At 54.7% G+C, this 21,496-nt stretch carries 19 protein-coding genes; 5 read left to right on the top strand and 14 right to left on the bottom strand.

The genetic code is table 11. The annotated features are described in order from the left end of the window. From hscA to trmJ, 7 genes are all read right to left on the bottom strand, one after another. Entirely contained in the window at nucleotides 1-1,851 is a 1,851-nt protein-coding gene (hscA, locus tag ACHHZ6_RS12970; RefSeq protein WP_395122318.1) for a Fe-S protein assembly chaperone HscA, read from the bottom strand. A gap of 14 nt (nucleotides 1,852-1,865) precedes the next feature. After that, nucleotides 1,866-2,381, bottom strand: a complete 516-nt coding sequence (hscB, locus tag ACHHZ6_RS12965) for a co-chaperone HscB (RefSeq protein ID WP_182272291.1) — start codon at nucleotides 2,379-2,381, stop codon at nucleotides 1,866-1,868. A gap of 77 nt (nucleotides 2,382-2,458) precedes the next feature. Beyond that, complete coding sequence (iscA, locus tag ACHHZ6_RS12960; protein WP_003860659.1) at nucleotides 2,459-2,782, bottom strand: iron-sulfur cluster assembly protein IscA; 324 nt, start codon at nucleotides 2,780-2,782, stop codon at nucleotides 2,459-2,461. 13 nt (nucleotides 2,783-2,795) lie between these two features. After that, entirely contained in the window at nucleotides 2,796-3,182 is a 387-nt protein-coding gene (gene iscU, locus ACHHZ6_RS12955; protein WP_003860661.1) for a Fe-S cluster assembly scaffold IscU, read from the bottom strand. A 27-nt stretch (nucleotides 3,183-3,209) separates the two neighbouring features. Beyond that, the gene (gene iscS, locus ACHHZ6_RS12950) at nucleotides 3,210-4,424 is read right to left on the bottom strand and encodes a cysteine desulfurase (protein WP_182272292.1); all 1,215 of its coding nucleotides are present in this window, start codon (nucleotides 4,422-4,424) and stop codon (nucleotides 3,210-3,212) included. A gap of 118 nt (nucleotides 4,425-4,542) precedes the next feature. After that, nucleotides 4,543-5,034, bottom strand: a complete 492-nt coding sequence (iscR, locus tag ACHHZ6_RS12945) for a Fe-S cluster assembly transcriptional regulator IscR (protein ID WP_182272293.1) — start codon at nucleotides 5,032-5,034, stop codon at nucleotides 4,543-4,545. Between the two features lie 221 nt (nucleotides 5,035-5,255). After that, the gene (gene trmJ, locus ACHHZ6_RS12940; protein WP_182272294.1) at nucleotides 5,256-5,987 is read right to left on the bottom strand and encodes a tRNA (cytosine(32)/uridine(32)-2'-O)-methyltransferase TrmJ; all 732 of its coding nucleotides are present in this window, start codon (nucleotides 5,985-5,987) and stop codon (nucleotides 5,256-5,258) included. 131 nt (nucleotides 5,988-6,118) lie between these two features. Here trmJ and suhB point away from each other — a divergent pair, with 131 nt between their 5' ends. Then, nucleotides 6,119-6,922 (top strand): inositol-1-monophosphatase, encoded by an 804-nt coding sequence (gene suhB, locus ACHHZ6_RS12935; RefSeq protein ID WP_182272295.1) that lies wholly within the window; start codon nucleotides 6,119-6,121, stop codon nucleotides 6,920-6,922. A gap of 67 nt (nucleotides 6,923-6,989) precedes the next feature. Here suhB and ACHHZ6_RS12930 read toward each other — a convergent pair whose 3' ends face one another. Beyond that, a complete protein-coding gene (locus ACHHZ6_RS12930) occupies nucleotides 6,990-7,970 on the bottom strand; it encodes a nickel/cobalt transporter (protein WP_182272296.1) in 981 nt (326 codons plus the stop codon). Continuing rightward, nucleotides 7,961-8,599 carry a DUF1007 family protein gene (locus tag ACHHZ6_RS12925; RefSeq protein WP_395122314.1) on the bottom strand — a complete coding sequence of 213 codons (639 nt, stop codon included), beginning with the start codon at nucleotides 8,597-8,599 and terminating at the stop codon, nucleotides 7,961-7,963. Before ACHHZ6_RS12925 ends, ACHHZ6_RS12930 begins: the two co-directional genes overlap by 10 nt. A gap of 125 nt (nucleotides 8,600-8,724) precedes the next feature. Between ACHHZ6_RS12925 and csiE the strand changes: the two genes are divergently transcribed. Further along, on the top strand, nucleotides 8,725-10,002 hold the full coding sequence (csiE, locus tag ACHHZ6_RS12920; protein ID WP_395122312.1) for a stationary phase inducible protein CsiE: 1,278 nt from the start codon (nucleotides 8,725-8,727) through the stop codon (nucleotides 10,000-10,002). Here the strand turns inward: csiE and ACHHZ6_RS12915 are convergent, their stop codons facing one another. From ACHHZ6_RS12915 to ACHHZ6_RS12900, 4 genes are all read right to left on the bottom strand, one after another. After that, nucleotides 10,003-11,142 (bottom strand): 3-phenylpropionate MFS transporter, encoded by a 1,140-nt coding sequence (locus tag ACHHZ6_RS12915; RefSeq protein WP_182272299.1) that lies wholly within the window; start codon nucleotides 11,140-11,142, stop codon nucleotides 10,003-10,005. Between the two features lie 73 nt (nucleotides 11,143-11,215). Continuing rightward, complete coding sequence (locus tag ACHHZ6_RS12910; protein WP_395122310.1) at nucleotides 11,216-12,064, bottom strand: aldose 1-epimerase; 849 nt, start codon at nucleotides 12,062-12,064, stop codon at nucleotides 11,216-11,218. Next, nucleotides 12,064-13,500 carry a sugar porter family MFS transporter gene (locus ACHHZ6_RS12905; protein ID WP_395122309.1) on the bottom strand — a complete coding sequence of 479 codons (1,437 nt, stop codon included), beginning with the start codon at nucleotides 13,498-13,500 and terminating at the stop codon, nucleotides 12,064-12,066. Before ACHHZ6_RS12905 ends, ACHHZ6_RS12910 begins: the two co-directional genes overlap by 1 nt. 69 nt (nucleotides 13,501-13,569) lie before the next feature. After that, nucleotides 13,570-16,845: a DUF5107 domain-containing protein gene (locus ACHHZ6_RS12900; protein ID WP_395122307.1), complete on the bottom strand. Its 3,276-nt coding sequence runs from the start codon at nucleotides 16,843-16,845 to the stop codon at nucleotides 13,570-13,572. Between the two features lie 113 nt (nucleotides 16,846-16,958). Here ACHHZ6_RS12900 and ACHHZ6_RS12895 point away from each other — a divergent pair, with 113 nt between their 5' ends. Both ACHHZ6_RS12895 and ACHHZ6_RS12890 read left to right on the top strand, forming a co-directional pair. After that, the gene (locus ACHHZ6_RS12895; RefSeq protein WP_182918786.1) at nucleotides 16,959-18,149 is read left to right on the top strand and encodes an ROK family transcriptional regulator; all 1,191 of its coding nucleotides are present in this window, start codon (nucleotides 16,959-16,961) and stop codon (nucleotides 18,147-18,149) included. Between the two features lie 116 nt (nucleotides 18,150-18,265). Beyond that, entirely contained in the window at nucleotides 18,266-18,688 is a 423-nt protein-coding gene (locus tag ACHHZ6_RS12890) for a DoxX family protein (RefSeq protein WP_182272304.1), read from the top strand. A 54-nt stretch (nucleotides 18,689-18,742) separates the two neighbouring features. Here ACHHZ6_RS12890 and glyA read toward each other — a convergent pair whose 3' ends face one another. Then, on the bottom strand, nucleotides 18,743-19,996 hold the full coding sequence (gene glyA, locus ACHHZ6_RS12885; RefSeq protein ID WP_014071358.1) for a serine hydroxymethyltransferase: 1,254 nt from the start codon (nucleotides 19,994-19,996) through the stop codon (nucleotides 18,743-18,745). Between the two features lie 304 nt (nucleotides 19,997-20,300). Here glyA and hmpA point away from each other — a divergent pair, with 304 nt between their 5' ends. Beyond that, nucleotides 20,301-21,491 carry an NO-inducible flavohemoprotein gene (gene hmpA / locus ACHHZ6_RS12880; RefSeq protein ID WP_182918787.1) on the top strand — a complete coding sequence of 397 codons (1,191 nt, stop codon included), beginning with the start codon at nucleotides 20,301-20,303 and terminating at the stop codon, nucleotides 21,489-21,491. The last annotated feature ends 5 nt before the right edge of the window (nucleotides 21,492-21,496 follow it).

Below are 21,496 nucleotides of genomic sequence, written 5' to 3'. Positions count from 1 at the left end.
TTAAACCTCGTCCACGGACTGGCCTTTCAGCGCGACGCGGACAGATTTGTCCATGCGGCGAGCAGCAAAGTCCTGGGTTTGTTTATCAACGTTTTTAATGGCTTCTTCTATTGCGTCAGCGTCATTGTCTTCCGCCACTGCGCTTAAGTGCGCGGCGGCATCGTCAATGACCTGACGCTCAGCGGCGCTGAGCAGCGCGGCATCAGCAGCGAGCGCACCGTTCAGGCTTTCCAGCACGCGAGCGGCTTCCACTTTTTGTTCAGCCAGCATGCGCGCCTTCACATCCTGTTCGGCGTAGCTCATTGAATCCTGAATCATGGAGGCGATTTCGCCATCGGTCAGACCGTAAGACGGTTTCACCTGGATGGACGATTCAACGCCGGTCGATTTTTCCATCGCCGTGACGCTCAGCAGGCCGTCCGCATCCACCTGGAAGGTGACGCGAATATGCGCCCCGCCCGCTGGCAGTGCCGGAATACCGCGCAACGCAAAGCGTGCCAGTGAACGGCAATCCTGCACCAGTTCGCGTTCTCCCTGCATCACGTGGATGGACATCGCGGTCTGACCATCTTTAAAGGTGGTGAACTCCTGCGCACGCGCCACCGGAATGGTGGTATTACGCGGGATCACTTTCTCCACCAGGCCGCCCATCGTTTCCAGCCCCAGAGAGAGCGGGATCACATCGAGCAGCAGCATTTCGCTGTCTGGTTTGTTGCCGACCAGAATATCGGCCTGGATAGCCGCGCCAACGGCAACCACTTTGTCCGGATCGATGGAGGTCAGCGGCGTGCGGCCAAAGAATTCACCTACGCGCTCACGCACCAGCGGTACGCGGGTAGAGCCACCCACCATAACCACGTCCAGCACGTCGTCTGCCTCAACACCCGCATCTTTCAGTGCGCGACGGCAGGCCAGCAGCGTGCGTTTTACCAGAGAAGTGATCAGGTCATTAAACTGTTCACGGGTGATTTCACCCTGCCAGCCCGCCACGTTAACCGTGACAGCCTGCGCGTCGCTGAGCGCAATTTTGGCGTCGATAGCCGCATCCAGCAGTTCACGCTGTACACGCGCATCGCTGCGATCGGCAATGCCCGCCTGCTCGCGAATGAAATCGGCCAGCAGATGGTCGAAGTCATCACCACCCAGCGCGGAATCTCCGCCGGTGGCCAGCACTTCAAAAACGCCACGGCTTAAGCGCAAAATAGAGATATCAAAAGTCCCGCCGCCGAGATCGTAAACCGCAATCACCCCTTCCTGACCAGAGTCGAGGCCGTAGGCAATAGCGGCTGCCGTCGGTTCGTTCAGCAGACGCAGAACGTGCAGGCCCGCCAGACGCGCCGCGTCTTTGGTACCCTGACGCTGTGCATCATCGAAATAGGCCGGAACGGTGATCACCACACCGTCCAGATCGCCGCCGAGCGTTGCCGTAGCACGCGCTGCCAGCGCCTTGAGGATGTCTGCCGAGACGCGGATTGGGTTCAGCAGGCCGGCTGCCGTTGCCATCATCGGCAGGCCATTTTCACTTGCCTGCAGTTGATACGGCAGATGCGGATAACGGGTCTGAATATCGGCCAGAGAACGGCCCATCATGCGCTTCACAGAGCTGATGGTGTTAGCCGGATCGCGCGCAGCGTTAGCGCGTGCGTCATAGCCAACCACGTGACCCTGCTGTTGGTAGTGGACCACGGAAGGCAGCAGATGGCGGCCCTGCTCGTCAGCCAGCGTTTCCGCCTGGCCGCTACGCACGGTCGCCACGAGGGAATTGGTGGTGCCCAGGTCAATACCCACCGCCAGACGACGCTGGTGCGGTGCGGCACTTAAGCCAGGCTCACTAATTTGTAATAAGGCCATAATTGCTTCCGAAATTAAAAATCGAGCAGCTTTTCTTCGAGTTGTTCAGCACTGCTTCGCAGTTTATCGAGAAAACGGAGTTTGCGCACAGTGTCTGCCGCCACATCCCAGGTCTCGTCGTTCAGTTGCGCCACCATCAGCTGATGGCGGGAATCGAACATGCCCTTCACGCGTTTGATGAAGCTTTCCAGACGCGCTTCGTCTTTAGCCTGTTCAATCTCATCCAGCTCTTCACGCAGTTCCAGCTGTTCCATCAAAAACGCCGTATCGCGCACGGTGTGCTGTTCGCTCGCCAGGTCAAAACCGTGGAGCGAAAGCAGATATTCTGCGCGCGTCAGCGGGTGGCGCAGCGTCTGCCAGGCCTGGTTGATGGTCGCAGATTGTGAAACCGCAGCCAATTGCTCTGACTGAGTACCACTGGCGAATTTGTCCGGATGATACTGACGTTGCAGATCCTGAAAACGGATCGTCAGCGCCTGGAGATCAATCGGGTATTGAGCGGGTAGTCCGAAGAGAGTGAAGTAATCCATAACAATCTCAGGGGTAGCCGATTAAAACAAACCCCACGCACAGGTTACTGCGGTGGGGTTCATCGGATGACGCACGGTTAAACGTGGAAGCTTTCGCCGCAACCACACTCGTCTTTGACGTTCGGGTTCGTGAATTTGAACCCTTCGTTCAGGCCTTCTTTTACAAAGTCCAGCTGAGTGCCGTTGAGGAATTGCAGGCTTTTGCCATCGACCACCACCTTCACGCCCTTGTCTTCAAACACGGTGTCGTCAGACGCCGGTTCATCAACAAACTCCAGTACGTAAGCCATACCAGAACAGCCGGAGGTACGTACGCCCAGTCGCAGGCCAAAGCCTTTACCACGGTTCGCCAGAAAAGAGCTTACTCGCGCGGCAGCGCTGTCGCTAAGGGTAATCGACATACTCAAACCTCAATTATTTTGCTTCACGTTTGCTTTTATAATCCGCAATAGCGGCTTTGATCGCGTCTTCTGCCAGGATAGAGCAGTGAATTTTCACCGGTGGCAGTTCGAGTTCTTCAGCAATGTCCGTGTTCTTGATTGCCTGTGCTTCGTCCAGAGATTTGCCCTTTACCCATTCGGTTACCAGGGAGCTGGAAGCGATAGCAGAACCGCAGCCGTAGGTCTTGAAGCGCGCGTCTTCAATGATACCTTCATTGTTGACTTTAATCTGCAACTTCATCACGTCGCCGCACGCCGGTGCACCGACCATGCCGCTACCGACAGATTCATCGCTGTTGTCAAAAGAGCCAACGTTGCGCGGGTTCTCGTAATGATCGATGACTTTTTCGCTGTATGCCATGATTGAATTCTCCTTATTGGGTACCGATTAGTGATGTGACCATTCAATGCTGTTCAGATCCACGCCCTGTTTGAACATTTCCCACAGTGGAGAAAGATCGCGCAGACGACCAATGGAGTTGCGAACCAGCTTGATGGTGTAGTCAATCTCTTCTTCGGTAGTGAAACGACCTAAAGAGAAACGGATAGAGCTGTGTGCCAGCTCGTCGGTCATACCCAGTGCACGCAGCACGTAGGATGGCTCCAGGCTTGCAGACGTACAGGCAGAACCGGAAGAAACCGCCAGGTCTTTCAGCGCCATGATCAGCGACTCACCTTCAACATAGTTGAAGCTGACGTTGAGGATGTTTGGAGCGCCCTGCTCGAGGGAGCCGTTCAGATACACTTCTTCCATATCTTTCACGCCGTCCCACAGACGGTTACGCAATGTGCGCAGGCGCGCCATCTCGGTTTCCATCTCTTCTTTCGCAATGCGGTACGCTTCACCCATACCCACGATCTGGTGAACAGGCAGAGTACCTGAACGCATGCCGCGCTCGTGACCACCGCCGTGCATCTGTGCTTCGATGCGGATACGTGGCTTACGACGCACGTACAGCGCACCAATGCCTTTCGGGCCATAGATTTTGTGGCCGGAGAAGGACATCAGATCCACTTTCAGCTGGCTCAGATCGATAGGCAGTTTGCCCACGCTCTGGGTCGCGTCCACGTGATAGATGATGCCGCGCGCACGGCACATTTCGCCGATGGTCGCGATATCCTGCACAACGCCAATTTCGTTGTTTACGTGCATGATGGAAACCAGAATGGTGTCATCACGCATCGCCGCTTCGAGCTCTTTCAGGTCGATGATCCCGTTGCTCTGCGGAGCCAGGTAGGTCACTTCGTACCCTTCACGCTCCAGCTGGCGGCAGGTATCCAGCACGGCTTTGTGTTCGGTTTTGCTGGTGATGACGTGCTTGCCTTTTTTCTGATAAAAGTTGGCTGCACCTTTGATCGCCAGGTTGTCGGATTCGGTCGCACCGGAGGTGAAAACAATTTCACGCGGGTCGGCACCGACCAGGTCAGCAATCTGATTACGGGCGATATCGACCGCCTCTTCAGCATGCCAGCCAAAACGGTGTGAACGGGAAGCTGGGTTACCAAAGTTTCCGTCCAGGGTCAGACACTGCATCATTTTCTCGGCAACACGCGGGTCCACCGGCGTGGTTGCGGAGTAATCGAGATAGATCGGTAATTTCATTGCTCTATAAACTCCGTACATCGCTTCAATGCAAGGAATCAGGCTACCGGCTGGATGTACGACCGAGTACACGGGGCAACCAACGCCCCGGCCTGATTCTGAAATTCTAATTGTTTTCCTAAGCGCGTAACTTAACGTCGATTGCGTCTTGCGCGCGGGTGCTGCGTTGTGAATCATGGTTGTGCTGACGGCCAGAGACGTCCAGAACTTCCTGGTTATTGACCAGTTCACCCAGGGTGATGTTGTTCAGGAAGCCGGTCAAACGGTCGCTCAGATCGCGCCACAGCGCGTGGGTCAGGCACTTATCGCCGCCCTGGCAGCCACCTTTACCCTGGCAACGGGTCGCGTCAACAGATTCGTCAACTGCGCTAATGACTTCACCTACCGCAATACTGCCCGCGTCTTTGCCCAGCAGATAACCGCCGCCTGGGCCACGAACGCTGGAAACCAGTCCATTTTTACGCAGTCTGGAGAACAGCTGTTCCAGATAAGAGAGGGAAATCCCTTGTCGTTCAGAAATATCAGCCAATGGAACCGGGCCCGCTTCGGAGTTGAGTGCAACGTCCAGCATCGCGGTTACGGCATAACGCCCTTTAGATGTCAGTCTCATGTCTTACTTAACCTCAAACTCGCCCCTGCCCGGGGTTTTTTATTGTAAAATGGGGGTATTGCATAGCAGGGCCAAGTCTGACATTCCCGACTAAATTGGTCAACTATTTACTTGACTGTTTTAGTCAGGTATTTAACTTTCTGTGCCTTCATAGCATGGGTGCGGCCTGATGCCCTCATCCCGCCCCTCTCCCACGGGGAGAGGGAGATACCAAACAGGTACTACTCTTCTTTATTCTTCTGCTCAATCGACGCTAGAATGCCGCGCAGGATGTTCAGTTCCTGGCTTTCAGGGCGTGCGCGGGTAAACATGCGGCGCAGCTTATTCATCACCTGCCCCGGATGACCTTCGCGGATAAAACCGGTGGAAAGCAGCGTCTGCTCCAGGTGACCATAGAAGCGCTCCAGGTCATCCACCAGCGGGTACGCTGTCTCTTCCTGAGGCTCTGCACTCTCTTTTTCCTGCGTCGCCAGCCATGCCATGCGCACTTCATAGGAAATAACCTGCACGGCCATCGCCAGGTTCAGCGAGCTGTATTCCGGGTTGGCCGCAATCGCGACATGGTAGTGGCATTTCTGCAGCTCGTCGTTGGTCAGGCCAACGCGCTCGCGGCCAAACACCAGCGCAACCGGTGCCTGTTCTGCTTCAGCGACACTTTTCAGGCCGCATTCGCGCGGATCCAGCATTGGCCACGGCAGCGTACGTGAACGGGCGCTGGTTCCTACCACCAGGCTGCAGCCTGCCAGCGCTTCGTCCAGAGTATCGACAATCTGTGCGTTGCCGATCACATCACTGGCTCCGGCCGCCAGGGCAATCGCCTGAGAGTCTGGTTTCACCAGTGGGTTAACCAGCCACAGGTTTGTTAAACCCATCGTTTTCATAGCGCGAGCAACAGAGCCCATATTGCCGGTGTGCGAGGTTTCGACCAGCACGATTCGAATGTTTTGCAGCATATTTTTTTACGTCTGAATTCAGTGTCTGAAGAATATTCGGACATATTACCATAAACGAGAGACAGATTCCGATCTCGCTGCTATACTCTGCGCCGATTTTCCCGTTCTTTAACATCCAGTGAGAGAGACCGATGCATCCGATGCTGACCATCGCCGTGCGCGCAGCGCGCAAGGCGGGTAATGTAATTGCCAAACACTACGAAACCCCTGACTCCGTAGAAACCAGCCAGAAAGGCAGCAATGATTTCGTGACTAACGTCGATAAAGCCGCAGAAGCGATTATTATCGAAACGATCCGCAAATCTTACCCGCAGCACACCATCATCACCGAAGAAAGCGGTGAACATGAAGGTACCGATCAGGATGTTCAATGGGTTATCGATCCACTGGATGGCACCACCAACTTTGTAAAACGCCTGCCACACTTCTCTGTATCTATTGCAGTACGCATCAAAGGCCGTACTGAAGTCGCCGTGGTTTACGATCCAATGCGTAACGAACTGTTCACCGCCACCCGTGGCCAGGGCGCACAGCTGAACGGCTACCGTCTGCGCTGCAGCAATGCACGCGATCTGGACGGTACCATTCTGGCGACCGGTTTCCCGTTCAAGGCGAAACAGCACGCAACCACCTATATGAATATCCTGGGCAAACTGTTCACCGAATGTGCTGACTTCCGTCGCACCGGTTCTGCTGCGCTGGATCTGGCCTACGTTGCGACCGGCCGCGTTGACGGTTACTTCGAACTGGCACTGAAGCCGTGGGACTTTGCTGCGGGCGAGCTGATCGCACGTGAAGCAGGTGCGATTGTTTGCGACTTCACCGGCGGCCACAACTATATGTCTACCGGCAACATCGTTGCAGGTAACCCTCGCGTCGTTAAAGCCATGCTGGCAAACATGCGTGATGAACTGAGTGACGCGCTGAAGCGTTAATCCCGGTCATTCCCTCTCCCCGTGGGAGAGGGTTAAAGTCAGGGTGAGGACATCAGACCGCACCCGACTAAAACGGCCTCAATCCCCTGCCCACCGGCACCGCACTCATCCACATCGTTATCGCCGCCACCAGCAAAATTACGCCGCCCGCCAGCGCGAGCGTTGTCCACCCTATCTGTCGCCATAGCACCGGTGTTTTATTACCGCTGAGTTTTACCGCCAGCTGACGGAAGCTGTGTACCAGCAACGCCAGCGACGAAATAGTGAGTGACGTTCCCGCGGCCATCGCCAGCGCCGAGAGCATCCCCCAGCCGAAAACACCGATCACCTTACTGAACAGCAACACCATAATCGCTCCCGAACACGGGCGCATTCCCATCGAAAGAACGATCATTAAACGTGCGCGCCAGTCGTCGCCGTTCTGCAGCTGTTCCTGCGTCGGCAGATGCTGGTGTCCGCAGCCGCAGTGGGCATCATGCACGTGATGCGGCATAAAGGTTTTAAATTTGGGTTTTTGCAGTAACTGGCGCAGTTTTTTCAACGCCCGCCAGCAGAGGATGAGTCCCAGCACACCCACCAGCGCATAGCTCCCCTTCTCCAGCCAGAAACTGCTCATGTGCAACTGACGAGCAGGAAGTTGTAAAAGCGAAAGGACGACCGCGACCAGCACAATCGCCACGCCGCCCTGAAGCAGTGAAGAGGCCAGCGTCAGACCGATGCTTGATTTCAGTTTCGAAGGATGGGTGGCAAGCCAGGTGGTGATCACAATCTTGCCATGCCCCGGCCCCAGAGCGTGCAGTACGCCGTAGATAAAGCTGAACGCCAGCAGAGAGCCACCCGCTTTTGTCGGGTTTTCCGCCACGGCCTTCAGCAGCCCGCTCATCTGCTGGTTAAGCTCGCGCTGCCAGATGATGCTTTTCATCAGCACCTGGGGCCAGGCTTGCCACAGCCACAGAGAACCGAAAATGGCTAACAGCAAAAAGAGCGCCAGCGGCCAGAGGTGTAGCCAGCGGCGCGGTTTCCGAACCGGAGAGGCGATCACTGACATTGTAACGTCACCTCCTGCGCGAACTGTTTACCCAACTCCATATCCTCAGGTGGGGCATCTTCCTTGTCGAGTGAGACCGCAAAGTTCAGCGTCTCTTCGCTGGGTTTCGGCGTGTGAACCGCTATTTTGCAGGTTTTTTGCAGCGTCGCGGGCAGTTGCACGTCGCTGTCCTCTGCGTAGCTCATATCAACGTAGTAAGTCGGGTCAAAGGTTGAGAAGGTGAACGTCTGTCCTGCCAGAGGCTGAGGTTGCGCCAGCGGGAGCACAAACGTTAACACCGCCTGATGACCATCGCGCGACATACCGTACTCCGTCGGGCGGTTCAGAAATTTCACCTTTTGCCCGTTATGCCAGAACTCCGTGAAGTAGTGCTGACCCAGTACGTTAGCCATCACTTCCGCCGCCAGCTTTTTCCAGATCTCATCGCCTGGCTTTGCGTTTCCCGCATCATAAAGCAGGTCAGCCGAGGTGATTTCATCCATCGTCCAGCGCATTTTAAGGCCACTGAGCTGCCCCCCGTCGGTTACCAGCCCGGTTTTCAGGCTGATAAAACTGTGAGGATGTGCGCTGGCGGCGAAAGTGGAAACCGCCAAAAATAACGTCATCGTACTTTGTTTAACTATTTGCATCAATTCCTCACGTCAAAAATTCTGTGATGTTCACCAGCAATCCTGAGTGAAAGGCCTGCCGGTGCGCTTTTCAGCGCCCATCCTTTAGCTATCCTTATCAAACATTCACACTGGATACCCGACAGATGATGACGACGCTTGAAATTCCATCTGTGCTTTCCAGTTCGCAGCGCCGCTGCCAGGTGCTTTTGATGCTTTACCTGCCCGATGCTGTCGTCACCGCACAGAGTATAATCGCTGCCAATGGCGTGGACGACGCTATGGCACGGCAAGATATAGCCGAGACGCGCGATGAAATCCAGCGCTATCACCGGCTTGATATCGTCACGCACCCTGACGGCAGCTACCGAATTGAAGGTTCTGCCCTGAATCAGCGTTTATGCCTGCTGCACTGGCTGCGCAGGGCGCTCCGGCTTTGTCCTCATTTTGTCTCGCACCAGTTTACTCCCGCGTTAAAAACCGCGCTTAAACGACACGGAATTGCCCGTCCTCTCTACGACGATACTAACCTGCTGGCGCTGATCAACTTCTGCTCACGCAAGCTTCAGCGCCAGTTTGAGTGCCGCGATATCCAGTTTTTGCAGCTCTATTTGCAATATTGTCTGATTCAGCATCATCAGGGCAATACGCCGCAGTTTTCCCGTATTCAGCGCAGCTGGGCGCAGTCGCGGGGGGAATATTTCACCGCGCAGGAGATCGTACGTCACTGGAAACGGCGCGTTCCTCAGGCTCCTCACACGGATGAACACCTGTTTCTGGCACTGTTGTTTATGATGCTGCGCACCCCCGATCCGGTGCTCGATAAACACCAGCAGGATCAGCGTTTGCGCCGGACAATTGTGCGAATGATTGCGCGCTTTCGGGCGCAGACGGGAATGAACTTTAGCGATGAGCAAGGGCTGACCGATCAGCTGTATATTCATCTTGCCCAGGCGCTTGACCGCTCACTGTTTGAAATCGGTATTGATAACAGCCTGCCAGAAGAGATCCACCGCCTTTACCCGCGCCTGCTGCGTACCACCAAAGAGGCGTTATTTGAACTGGAAGCTGAATTTGGGCTACGTTTCTCCGATGAAGAGATGAGCCTGGTCGCCGTGATTTTTGGTGCCTGGCTGATGCAGGAGACCGATCTGCATGAAAAACAGGTGGTGTTACTGACGGGAACGGATAAAGAATGCGAAGCGTTGATTGAGCAACAGTTGCGGGAACTGACGTTGCTCCCGCTCAACATTCGCTATCTGACGCTGCAGACCTTCCAGAGAGAGGGGGCACCGCGCGAAGCCGCACTGGTGATTACCCCTTACCCGACCGCTCTGCCACTGTTCTCGCCACCGCTGATCCACGCCGTTGAGGCGCTGAACGCGCAGCAACAAGAACATATTCGCGCCATGCTGGAATCGTAGTTACGCGCGCGCGACCACTTTTGGGCGAACGATCATCGCAGGCAATGCAACCAGTGCCATCACCCAAAACACGCCGTGCCCCAGATGCTGGTAGAGGAAGCCCGCAAAGACCGTCATCACGGCAATACTACCGCCCATTGCCACCGCAGAATAGACCGCCTGCAGGCGGATAACATCCCCACCCTCACGCGCTGAGATATAACGCATCGCCGCCAGATGACACACGGTGAAGGTACCACAGTGCAGGATCTGCGCCACAATCAGCCACGGTAGTTCGGCTGTCCAGCCCATAATGCCCCAGCGGATCACGCCGCACACGGCGGAGAGCAGTAACAAATCACGCGCGCCAAAGCGTCGGAATAGTTTTTTACTGAGCGCAAAGATAACCACTTCAGCGACCACGCCAAGCGACCACAGGTAACCAATGGCAGACGCGGAGTAACCCACGCCTTGCCAGTAAATGGCGCTGAAGCCATAGTACGCGGCATGCGCCCCCTGGAGCAGACAGACACAGGCCAGGAACCGCCAGCTTTGTGTCACCAGGCTACGCCAGGCGGGCCAGCCTGCGCTTTCCTGATGTCGGCTTTCCCCTTGCGGCATCACTGACGGACGCAGCAACATCCCCAGTAGCATAGAGGCGATACCAAGACTCAGCAGAGCCAGAATCGCATGGTAATCGTAGAGACTGACCAGTTTCCCCACCAGCGCGGAGCCGATGACAAAGGCAATAGACCCCCACAGGCGCACGCGGCCATAGTCCATCGTAATCTGCTTTTGCCAGGTGTTCGCCAGCGCATCCGTCAGCGGAACCAGCGGTGAGAAGAACAGGTTAAAACCCACCATTACCACCATCAGCCAGGCAAACGTGTTATTGACCCAGAAACAGGCGGCAAAGACCAGCGTCAACAGCGCCAGAATACGCACCGCTTTAATCAGTAAGGAGGGATCGCTGACGCGCGGTGCAATCAGCAGGCTTCCCAGAAATCGCGCCACCAGTCCTGCGCCAAGCAACACACCGATGGTCTCTGGGGTAAGCCCGATGCCTTTGAGCCAGACGCTCCAGAAAGGCAGAAAAATGCCGTAGCTAAAAAAGTAGGTGAAATAGCTGAGCGCCAGCCAGCGCGTGGAATGCAAAACCATGAATCCCTCCCGAAATGAAGGCGCTAGTCTGGCGGTAAACGCCGGGAGGCGCAAGTGTCACATTAACAATAAATTAACATTTTTCCACTGTTGAATTGACCACTATTGCCATTGAAAAATGGGTTTCCTCCCCGCCAGAAAGCATCACCAAACCTGGCTGTCCCGGCATCTGGTGGGCATTTACCGGGTGGCTTTGAGGTTCAAGGCAAAGAAATGACTGCCCCGACATTCTGAATAGCATCAACCAGGGAGTTTGCGAAAGAAGTGTGATTTCCATCTCATTATTTCGCAATATCGCCTGCCCACTCCAGCCGGAATAGCAGACATTCAGCCACTCATCTCGTCCATATTGCGCCGAATGAAAATCCGCGTGAGCGGGTAGCTCCCCCTGCCATTGCAGCGGCAGGTGGTTTTCCCCTTCCGGCCAGTAACCACTGGCGCTGAACTGTGCCGTACTCCCAGGTTCAAAACAGAACCAGGGATGAGCCCCTAATCCATACAACATGGGTTCTGTGCCACAGTGGGTGAGCGTCAGACTGACATGGAACACATTATCGACAAGTCGGTAACACAGTTGCACCAGATAGTCGAAACCGCAGGGCTCTATGCTTCGAAGCTGTAATACACACTCGGTGGCGGAGAAGGAAACAACCTGCCAGGGCTTGATCCAACCGTCACCATGCAGATAAAAATCGGTGTCACGCGGGCTTTTCGGTAATACCACCTCACGACCATGCAGCAAAAACCGATTCCCGGCGACCCGATTTGCCAGCGGCAGCATTGGAAACAGCGGCTGCTGGCCCGGCGGTGCCTGCAAAACAGGGCGCTGATGATGGAGTGAGAACAGCGCGTTTATCGCACCACCTTGTGGATCAACGCGCAACCGCAGATGCGCGTTTTCCAGAGTAATAGCCTGCACCATCAGTGTGCCTGTTCCTGCTTAACCGCAGGGGCCACCCCGTGTCGCTGCGCCAGCTGGGTTTCCAGTGCCTCCAGCGTCACACCTTTGGTTTCAGGGACATTTCGCAGAATATAGATGAAGCCCAGCGCACAGATGATACCGTACAGCAGGAAGCTGCCCGCTGCGCCCAACCCGGCATTCAGCAACGGGAAGGTGTAGGTGAGCAGGAAGCACGCGATCCACAGCGCCAGCGTTCCCAGCGAAATCGCCATACCACGCACGCGATTAGGAAAGATCTCAGAGAGAAGCACCCAGGTTACCGGGGCCAGCGTCAGGGCATAAATGGCAATAGCCGCCAGAACCAGCACCAGTACCGGCCACCCCATGATCCCCAACGCATAAGCTCCGGCAATCAGCACGTAGATCACGGTGAGACCACTTGCGCCCAGTAACATTAGCTTGCGTCGCCCAAGTTTATCCACCAGCGGCAATGCCGCGATAGTAAAGACCAGGTTGATAATACCGGTGGCAACGATGGATTTCAGGGTTCCGTTGATATCAAATCCGGCGGAGGCAAATATCTCCTGCGCGTAGTTAAAGATGACGTTGATACCGCACCACTGCTGAAACACCGCCAGCACCATCCCGATAATGACGATGGGTTTAACCTGAGGGGCGAGCAGCGCAGAGTAAGAGACTTTGTTGTTGTCTTTCACCAGCGTCTGGGCTATTTCCTGCAAGGTTTGACTGGCATAAGCCGTGGAGCCAATTCGTTCAAGCGTGGCCCGGGCACGCTCCGTTTTTCCGGCTTTCATCAGCCAGCGCGGTGATTCAGGCACCAGGAACATCAGCACCAGAAAGACCACTGCCGGGAGCAGCTCTGCACCAAACATCCAGCGCCAGCCCACCTGGCCGTTCCAGGTGTTGAGGAGTGTTTGCTGCGTGGCACCGCTGGCAACAGGATCGGCAATCATCAGGTTTACCAACTGTGCCGCCAGCACACCGATGACAATGGTCAGTTGGTTAACGGCAACAAAGCGTCCACGTTTTTCCGCCGGACTAACCTCAGCGATATAGAGCGGGCTCAATGCCGACGCCAGACCAATCCCCAACCCACCGACAATGCGGTAGATAACGAACATCTCGAAATTGCTCGCCAGCGCCGTACCCAACGCCGACGCGCTGAACAGGATTGCCGAGAGAATTAGCGGGATCTTTCGTCCGAGACGGTCGGCGCACCAGCCAGAAATGAGCGCGCCAAACACGCATCCGGCCAGAGCAGAACTCATCGCCCAGCCAGACTGAGCAGGATCGGTAATCGAAAAGTACGCCTCATAAAACGGCTTCGCACCACCAATCACCACCCAGTCATAACCAAACAATAAACCACCGCAGGCCGCCACCAGACAGATCGTCCAGATGTAGCCCATTTTGAGATGTGTCTGCGCGTTATTCATTTTGATTCCTCTATAAGGGAAACGCAGGGAACAGTAGGGTTTGGGCGGGTTCTCCCGCCCGGTTAAGGTTCAGGCAAAGATGCCGCATCGCTGTGCATGCAGAATAAGATGCGCTTTATCGTGAGCAGGATTTATCGCCAGCAGTTGTTGCATCGCTTTCTGACTGGCTGACATTTCGCCCAGCCCCAGATGCCCCAACGCCTCGATAAACAGACAGTGTTGCTGGTGCTGCACCGCTGCGGACGTATCAAGAACCACCAGATCCGGAAGCGATACTGCAAAGAAATCGGCTTCGGGGATATCGTTGTGGTGATGCTCTACCCATTTCAGGAAACTACGGAAGTGCCGCCCGGCCTCTTCCACCTGACCGCCTGCCCGTAACGCCATACCCTGCCAGAACAGATAATCCGCTGGCTGGTCGTTGTAGTAGCGGCCAGCGTCGAGCGTTGTGCCACCGCACGCAGCCTGCTGGAAGTGCAACTGCGCCTGCTGCAGCTCACCTTTTTTCAGCGCACAGAAGCCAAGCAGATATCTGATGTCATTATCTGTCTGTCCGGGTAAGCGCCCTTCCCCCAGGTTGCGCGGATACTGGAGCGCTTCTCCCAGCCAGCGCATGGCCACGGGGATGTCGTTCTCCGCAATGGCATCTAACGCCTGGTGCATCTGGTTGAGAAGATATTGCCCGGTGACTTTGCCCTCGCCGCCCTCCCAGGGATGGAACTGGCGAGTCTGTAGGATCTGCGCCGCCGCCGCATACTGCCCCTGGCTATTCCACAGACTTAACAGCTCCGCCGTCAGATCATCACGTCGCATAACAACCGCCATACGAGTCTCAAGCAGGCTCAGGCGCTCGCTGGCCGCTGTGGCTGTTAGCTTCTTCAGGTAATCCAGCTCAAACAGAAAACGGGCATTGTCCGGCTCGATGTCAACGGCCCGCTGCAGTCTGACCATCGCAGCTGTCGCGTCGTGCTGCTTATTCCAGGCATAGATCCCCAACAGACGGTGCGCAGGCGCATAGTCCGGCAGGCGCACTAAAGTATCCTGCCAACAGGAAACGGCCTCGTCATACCGGCGTTTGCTATACCAGAAACAGCCCAGCAGATAACCTGCAAACGGATCATCTTTGAGAGTCTGCAGCATCTGAACTTCATCGAGCGTATTGGGGAAACGAACATGCCGGGCGTGGCAGTTCTGCGCCGCATCCAGTAAGCGCTCACGCACCTCTCGTTTTTGGCTCAGTGATGCCTGCCACAGCAACGGAATTGTCTCCTGGCAGTCCAGCAGCATCAGCACCTTCTCTGCCGCATCTGTGCGTCCCAGAGAAACCAGCCACCCGGAGAGCATACTGGCGTTAATCCCGCGCCGCCCGGTGACCTGCAACAACATCGCCTGTGATTCCGGGTCCTGAGCGAGCAGCCAACGCGCACAGTGAAGCGGATAGCTCAGCGGATACTGCGTCAGACTTTGACTGATAAAGTCCAGTGCCTCGTCCTGGTGCCCGCAATCAAATAGCGCCAGTGCTTTCAGCCCCATTGCCAGATGGTTTGCCCCGTTTACCTGCAGGCTAACAGTGACTTTTTCGAGGGCGTCTTTCGCATCGCCACGCTTCATCGCCAGACGTGCCAGTGCCCAAAATGCCGCATCCCGACAGTTGCCGCTCCACGATGCTTTGAAGTAGTTATCCCATGCCCCTGTGATATCCCCCTGTCGCTCGAGTGCCGTTGCCAACAGCATGCTGGCCTCTCCATCGCGGGGGTTTTTATTCAACCGATGGGCACGCGTGAGTGCGGCGCGGGCACAGCGTTCCGCCAGTACCCAGTCAGCGGAGTTAAGTGCAAGCGTGCCCAGGGCAACGTTGTTACGATAATCATATGGGTCGAGTTCAATCGCCCGGCGGTAATAATCAGCCGCAAAGCGGCTGGCATGGTTGTACTGTTCCAGATGCTGACCAATAAAATAGAGCTCATCAGCGTTAGTGATGTTTTCTGGCATTGCAGGGGCGCGGGCAGGATCGGGTAACGATGTCTCCTGTGCCTGATGTTCCTGATAGTGAAGTAGCGTCTGGCCCTGTGCCGACTTAACCGTCATGGTTAAGCGCTGCGGGTAATTATCCGGCAATGTTTGTTGCCAGCTTTCTCCCGGCGCTAACGTCAGATGGGTTTCAAAAATCGGCTTCTGGTCGGCACTCAGTTCGACGAGGATGTTATCCAGCGGGGCAATGGCGTAGATCCCAGTCTGCAGCAGCGGCGACTCTCTGACCAATTTCATCGCCATCTGAGTGCTGGCATTTTGCACCATCCCCAGCTCGCTATAGGGCAGGAAGTTCTGAACGAAGATCTTCTCTTCAAACGGTGCGAGCCACGTGAAGTCTGGTTGGTTGTCGGTGAACACTCCGGTCATCAGTTCGATATAGGGGCCATTTTCATCAGTCAGATTACGGTCCCAGGCCTGGCCAAAATCATCGTAACCCCAGCTCCACTGTTTTTTACCCGGCGAGACATGGTGATCGGCAACGTGCAGCAGGCCACCTCGTTCATCGTGATGGTAAGCCCCGACAAAATCGTAATCTGATTTTTCAGCCATGTAGGAGGTTGGTACTGGTACATTTCGGTAGCGGGAGATATCCACTCCCGCCGAATAGTCCACTTTGTAGTAAGTACCCGTGGCGATAGGGAAAGCCGAGACATCACGCTTACCGTGATCAAAAACGGCGGTGACATCCGGTGGGAAGACACTCTGGTGCGCATCGCCACCTTTGACAGCCGGGTTCGCCCACCACAGGAAATGGCGCGGTGTCACATTACCGTTAAAGACTTTGCCAGTGATTTCGATCAACGCGCGGTCAGGATAGAGAGTAAATCCCGTCATCACCTGCAGGCCACGCATCGGCTCCACTTCCCCCATCCAGACGGTTTGCTCGCCGTTTTCACCAGCCTGCCGGGTGAAATCAACCGGCATAAAGGTTGTTGGGCGGTGATGCTGCGGCCAGTTGAACTCGATACCACCGGAGATCCACGGCCCCAACAACCCCACCAGCGCAGGTTTAACCACTTCGTTGTAGTAGACGAAATCACGCTGCTTTACTTTGTCGTAAGCACGATGGATACGTCCGCCAAGTTCAGGCAGTAGCATCACACGAATGAAATCATTCTCCAGCCAAACCGCCTGGTAGTCGCGCATTTCGCGTTCCCCGGTCAGCGTATCAATGACGCCGTAGGGATAGACCGCGCCTGAGGAGCCCTGATAGACGCGTTTTTCCAGAAACATGGGGTTGGGATCTTCAGCCCCTGTCGTCCACGTAGGAAGGGTAATGGTTTCCTGCCATACCTTAACTGAACCGTGCATTCTGCTCTCCACTAAATGAAATAAAGTAAAAAATGGAATACATTGAGTTTATAGTGTGTATTCGCTGCTAAAATGCGCAGCGTTCACGCAATACAGTTAAGGGAGTTAAGTATATGTTGCGAGCGGGTTTGAATAATGCGCGGGTTCGTCAGGCCAACAAGGTGATATTTTTGTCGCATTTATGGCGTGAAAAACAGCTGAGTAAATCGCGTCTGGCGCAGCTGACGGGGCTGTCAATTCCGGCGGTGAGCAACATTCTTGAAGAACTGCTTGATGAGGGGCGAATCAGCCATTCGGCAGAAAAAATGAGTGCCCGCGGGCTCAATAGTGGTAGCTATCAAATCCCCCATCATGGAGCATGGACGCTATGCATGACGGTCTCACCCACCAGCATTGAGTGTCAGCTTGCGGATGCCCGCCTGCTGGCAGTGGGCGATCTTCAGCACATCACCATCAATGCGCCCGATCCACAGACCCTTCTCGGCGCGATAGCAAACTGCTGGCGGCAGTATCACAAACGTTACCCTGAACAGCGAATCAATCTTGCGTTGGGCGTGCATGGGCAGGTCGACCCGGTCACAGGGGTATCGCAAACGATGCCACAAGCGCAGTGGAAAGCACCGCTCGAGATGAAATATCTGCTTGAGGAACAGCTGGGGATCCACGTCAGGATAGATAATGACTGCGTGATGCTGGCTCTGGCGGAAAAATGGCAAAACCCTGGGGCGGATCAAGATTTTTGCGTCATAAACGTCGATTACGGAATTGGTTCATCCTTTGTAATAAACGATCAGATTTATCGCGGCAACCTCTACGGAAGTGGACAGATCGGGCACACTATTGTGGATCCAGACGGCAACGCCTGTGACTGCGGCCGCTACGGTTGCCTTGAAACGATCGCCTCGTTGAGCGCTCTGAAGAAGCAGGCCCGCGTCTGGTTAAAAACCCAGCCTGGAGCAGAATTCTCACCGGAACAACTCACGACCAGCGCACTGATCCACGCCTGGCAGCAAGGAGACGTACGGGTTCAGGCGTGGGTAGAAAACGCGGCCAACGCTATTGGTCTGAGCCTGTATAATTTTCTCAATATCCTGAATATTAACCAGATATGGCTTTACGGGCGTAGCTGCGCGTTTGGAGAGAGCTGGCTCAATGCCATCACTCACCAAACAGGATTTAATCCTTTTGATAAAAATGATGGGCCGGGAATTAAAGCAACGCATATCAGTTTTGGCCGGCTCAGCCGCACGCAGCAAATTCTGGGGATTGGTTATTTATATGTGGAATCGCAGTTAGGTGAATAATAGCGATACCCATTTTTTAAATCACCCTGATACCTGATTTATGAAGAAAAGCTGAATGGCAGAGTATTGATTTGTGTATTAGTTTTAAAACAGGTCCCCTCAAAAACGAGCCTGCTATGAACACTCTACGCTATTTTGATTTCGGTCAGTCACGCCACCTGTTGCTGTTGATTGCCCGTATCGCACTTGCTGTGCTGTTTATCATCTTTGGCTATCCGAAACTCATAGGGTTTAGCGGAACCGTACAATATATGACCTCACTGGGCGCACCGATGCCGATGCTGGCAGCGATTATTGCGGTGGTGATGGAGATCCCCGCTGCAATTCTGATCGTGCTCGGCTTTTTCACCCGCCCTGTCGCCGTGCTCTTTATTTTCTACACGCTGGGTACGGCAATTATTGGCCACCGTTACTGGGATATGACCGGTGATGCGGTTGTGCCAAACATGATTAACTTCTACAAGAATATCAGTATTGCTGGTGCATTTATTTTGCTGGCTATCGTGGGGCCGGGGGCAATATCCCTTGACCGGCGCTAAACCATAAAAAAAGGCCGCAAACGCGGCCTTTTTTATTTCTGCAAAGCAGAGGAATTATGCGTATACCGGGAAGCGTGCGCAGATATCCAGAACTTTACCTTTGACGCGCTCGATTACCGCTTCGTCATTGATGTTGTCCAGAACGTCACACATCCAGCCAGCCAGCTCTTTCACTTCTGCTTCTTTAAAGCCACGGCGAGTGACAGCCGGAGAACCGATACGGATACCGGAAGTCACGAACGGGCTCTTCGGATCGTTAGGCACGCTGTTTTTGTTCACGGTGATGTTGGCACGGCCGAGGGCAGCGTCAGCTTCTTTACCGGTCAGGTTTTTATCAACCAGATCCAGCAGGAACAGGTGGTTTTCAGTACCGCCAGACACCACTTTGTAGCCACGGTTCAGGAACACTTCTACCATCGCTTTGGCGTTTTTCGCAACCTGCTGCTGGTAAACTTTAAACTCTGGCTCCATCGCTTCTTTCAGCGCAACCGCTTTACCCGCAATAACGTGCATCAGCGGGCCACCCTGCGCGCTTGGGAAGACGGCAGAGTTCAGTTTCTTATACAGCTCTTCGCTACCGCCTTTCGCCAGGATCAGGCCACCGCGTGGACCTGCCAGGGTTTTATGGGTAGTGGTAGTCACAACGTGAGCATGTGGAACCGGGTTCGGGTAAACGTCTGCGGCAATAAGACCTGCAACGTGCGCCATATCAACGAACAGGTAAGCACCGATGCTGTCTGCGATTTCACGCATTTTTGCCCAGTCAACGATACCGGAGTAAGCAGAGAAACCACCGATGATCATTTTCGGCTTGTGCTCTTTAGCCTGCTTCGCCATGTCTTCGTAGTCAATTTTACCGGACTCATCAATACCGTAAGGGATGATGTTGTACAGTTTGCCGGAGAAGTTAACCGGGGAGCCGTGAGTCAGGTGACCGCCTTGTGCCAGGTTCATACCCAGAACGGTATCGCCCGGCTGCAGCAGAGCGGTGTAGACCGCGAAGTTAGCCTGAGAGCCTGAGTGCGGCTGCACGTTAGCGTAGTCAGCACCGAACAGTTCTTTTGCACGATCAATCGCCAGTTGCTCAACGATATCAACGTACTCGCAACCGCCGTAGTAGCGCTTGCCCGGGTAACCTTCAGCATATTTGTTGGTCAGCTGAGAACCCTGCGCCTGCATAACGCGCGGGCTGGTGTAGTTTTCGGAGGCGATCAGTTCGATGTGCTCTTCCTGACGTACTTTTTCCTGCTCCATAGCCTGCCACAGTTCGGCATCATAATCGGCAATGTTCATTTCACGCTTTAACATCCGCATCTCCTGACTCAGCTAACAATAAAATTTTGGCCTGAAAAGGCAGTCCAGTTGGACAACGCGCAACAGTATAACTGATTAGTTCTGCGATAACAGGTCTTGACAAACGATTTTACGCAAACGTTTTCCTTCACGCCACGCAAGGGTTTGAGGAATAAAGCCCTCGCCATTATCAATGGATTTCTTTTCAGGTTTGTGATGCATATTTTTCATGATGCAAAGAACCATTTACAACGCAGGGGTATTTTTTATAAGATGCATTCAAAATACATCATTAAAGTCACATCTGAAGGAAGCTGCTATGCTCGACGCTCAAACCATCGCTACCGTTAAAGCCACTATCCCCCTGCTGGTTGAAACGGGTCCTAAACTCACCGCCCATTTCTACGATCGCATGTTCACGCATAACCCGGAGCTCAAAGAGATTTTCAACATGAGCAACCAGCGTAACGGCGATCAGCGTGAAGCCCTGTTTAACGCCATCGCGGCCTATGCCAGCAATATCGAAAACCTGGCGGCGCTGCTGCCTGCGGTAGAGAAAATTGCGCAGAAACATACCAGCTTCCAGATCAAACCAGAGCAGTACAACATTGTCGGCGGCCACCTGCTGGCGACGCTGGATGAGATGTTCAGCCCGGGTCAGGACGTTCTGGACGCATGGGGTAAAGCCTACGGCGTGCTGGCAAACGTGTTTATCAACCGTGAAGCACAGATCTACAGCGAGAACGCCAATAAAAACGGCGGCTGGGAAGGTACACGTGCATTCCGCATCGTCGGGAAAACACCACGCAGTGCATTGATTACCAGCTTTGAGTTCGAGCCGGTTGATGGCCAGCCGGTCGCTGATTATCAGCCAGGCCAGTATCTGGGCGTCTGGCTGAAGCCTGAAGGCTTCCCGCACCAGGAGATCCGTCAATACTCCCTGACCCGCAAACCCGACGGTAAAGGTTATCGCATTGCCGTGAAACGCGAAGACGGTGGTCAGGTTTCTACCTGGCTGCATAATGAAGCGAATGTGGGCGATGTGGTTCAGCTGGCGGCACCTGCCGGCGACTTCTTTATGACCGTTGAAGCGAATACGCCTGTAACGCTGATCTCCGCGGGCGTGGGTCAAACGCCAATGCTGGCGATGCTGGATACGCTGGCGAAGTCTCATCACAATGCACAGGTGAACTGGTTCCACGCCGCCGAGAACGGCGATGTACACGCATTTGCGGATGAAGTGAAAACGCTGGCGACTGGCCTGCCACGCTTTAACGCACACACCTGGTATCGTCTGCCGACGGAGGCCGACCGCGCCGCTGCCCGTTTCGACAGCGAAGGTCTGATCGATTTAAGCCAGCATGAGGGAGCGTTCAGCACACCAGAGATGCAGTTCTACGTCTGTGGGCCAGTGGCGTTTATGCAGTATGCCGCGAAGCAGCTGGTAGAACTGAACGTGAAGCCAGAAAACATTCATTACGAGTGTTTTGGCCCACATAAGGTACTGTAAACTCC

This window comes from Enterobacter cloacae complex sp. 2024EL-00214 (assembly GCF_043945575.1).
Classification (GTDB): Bacteria; Pseudomonadota; Gammaproteobacteria; order Enterobacterales; family Enterobacteriaceae; genus Enterobacter; species Enterobacter cloacae_P.
The sequence above is the reverse complement of the archived record's forward strand: the minus strand, read 5'-3'. Positions and strand labels throughout refer to the sequence as shown.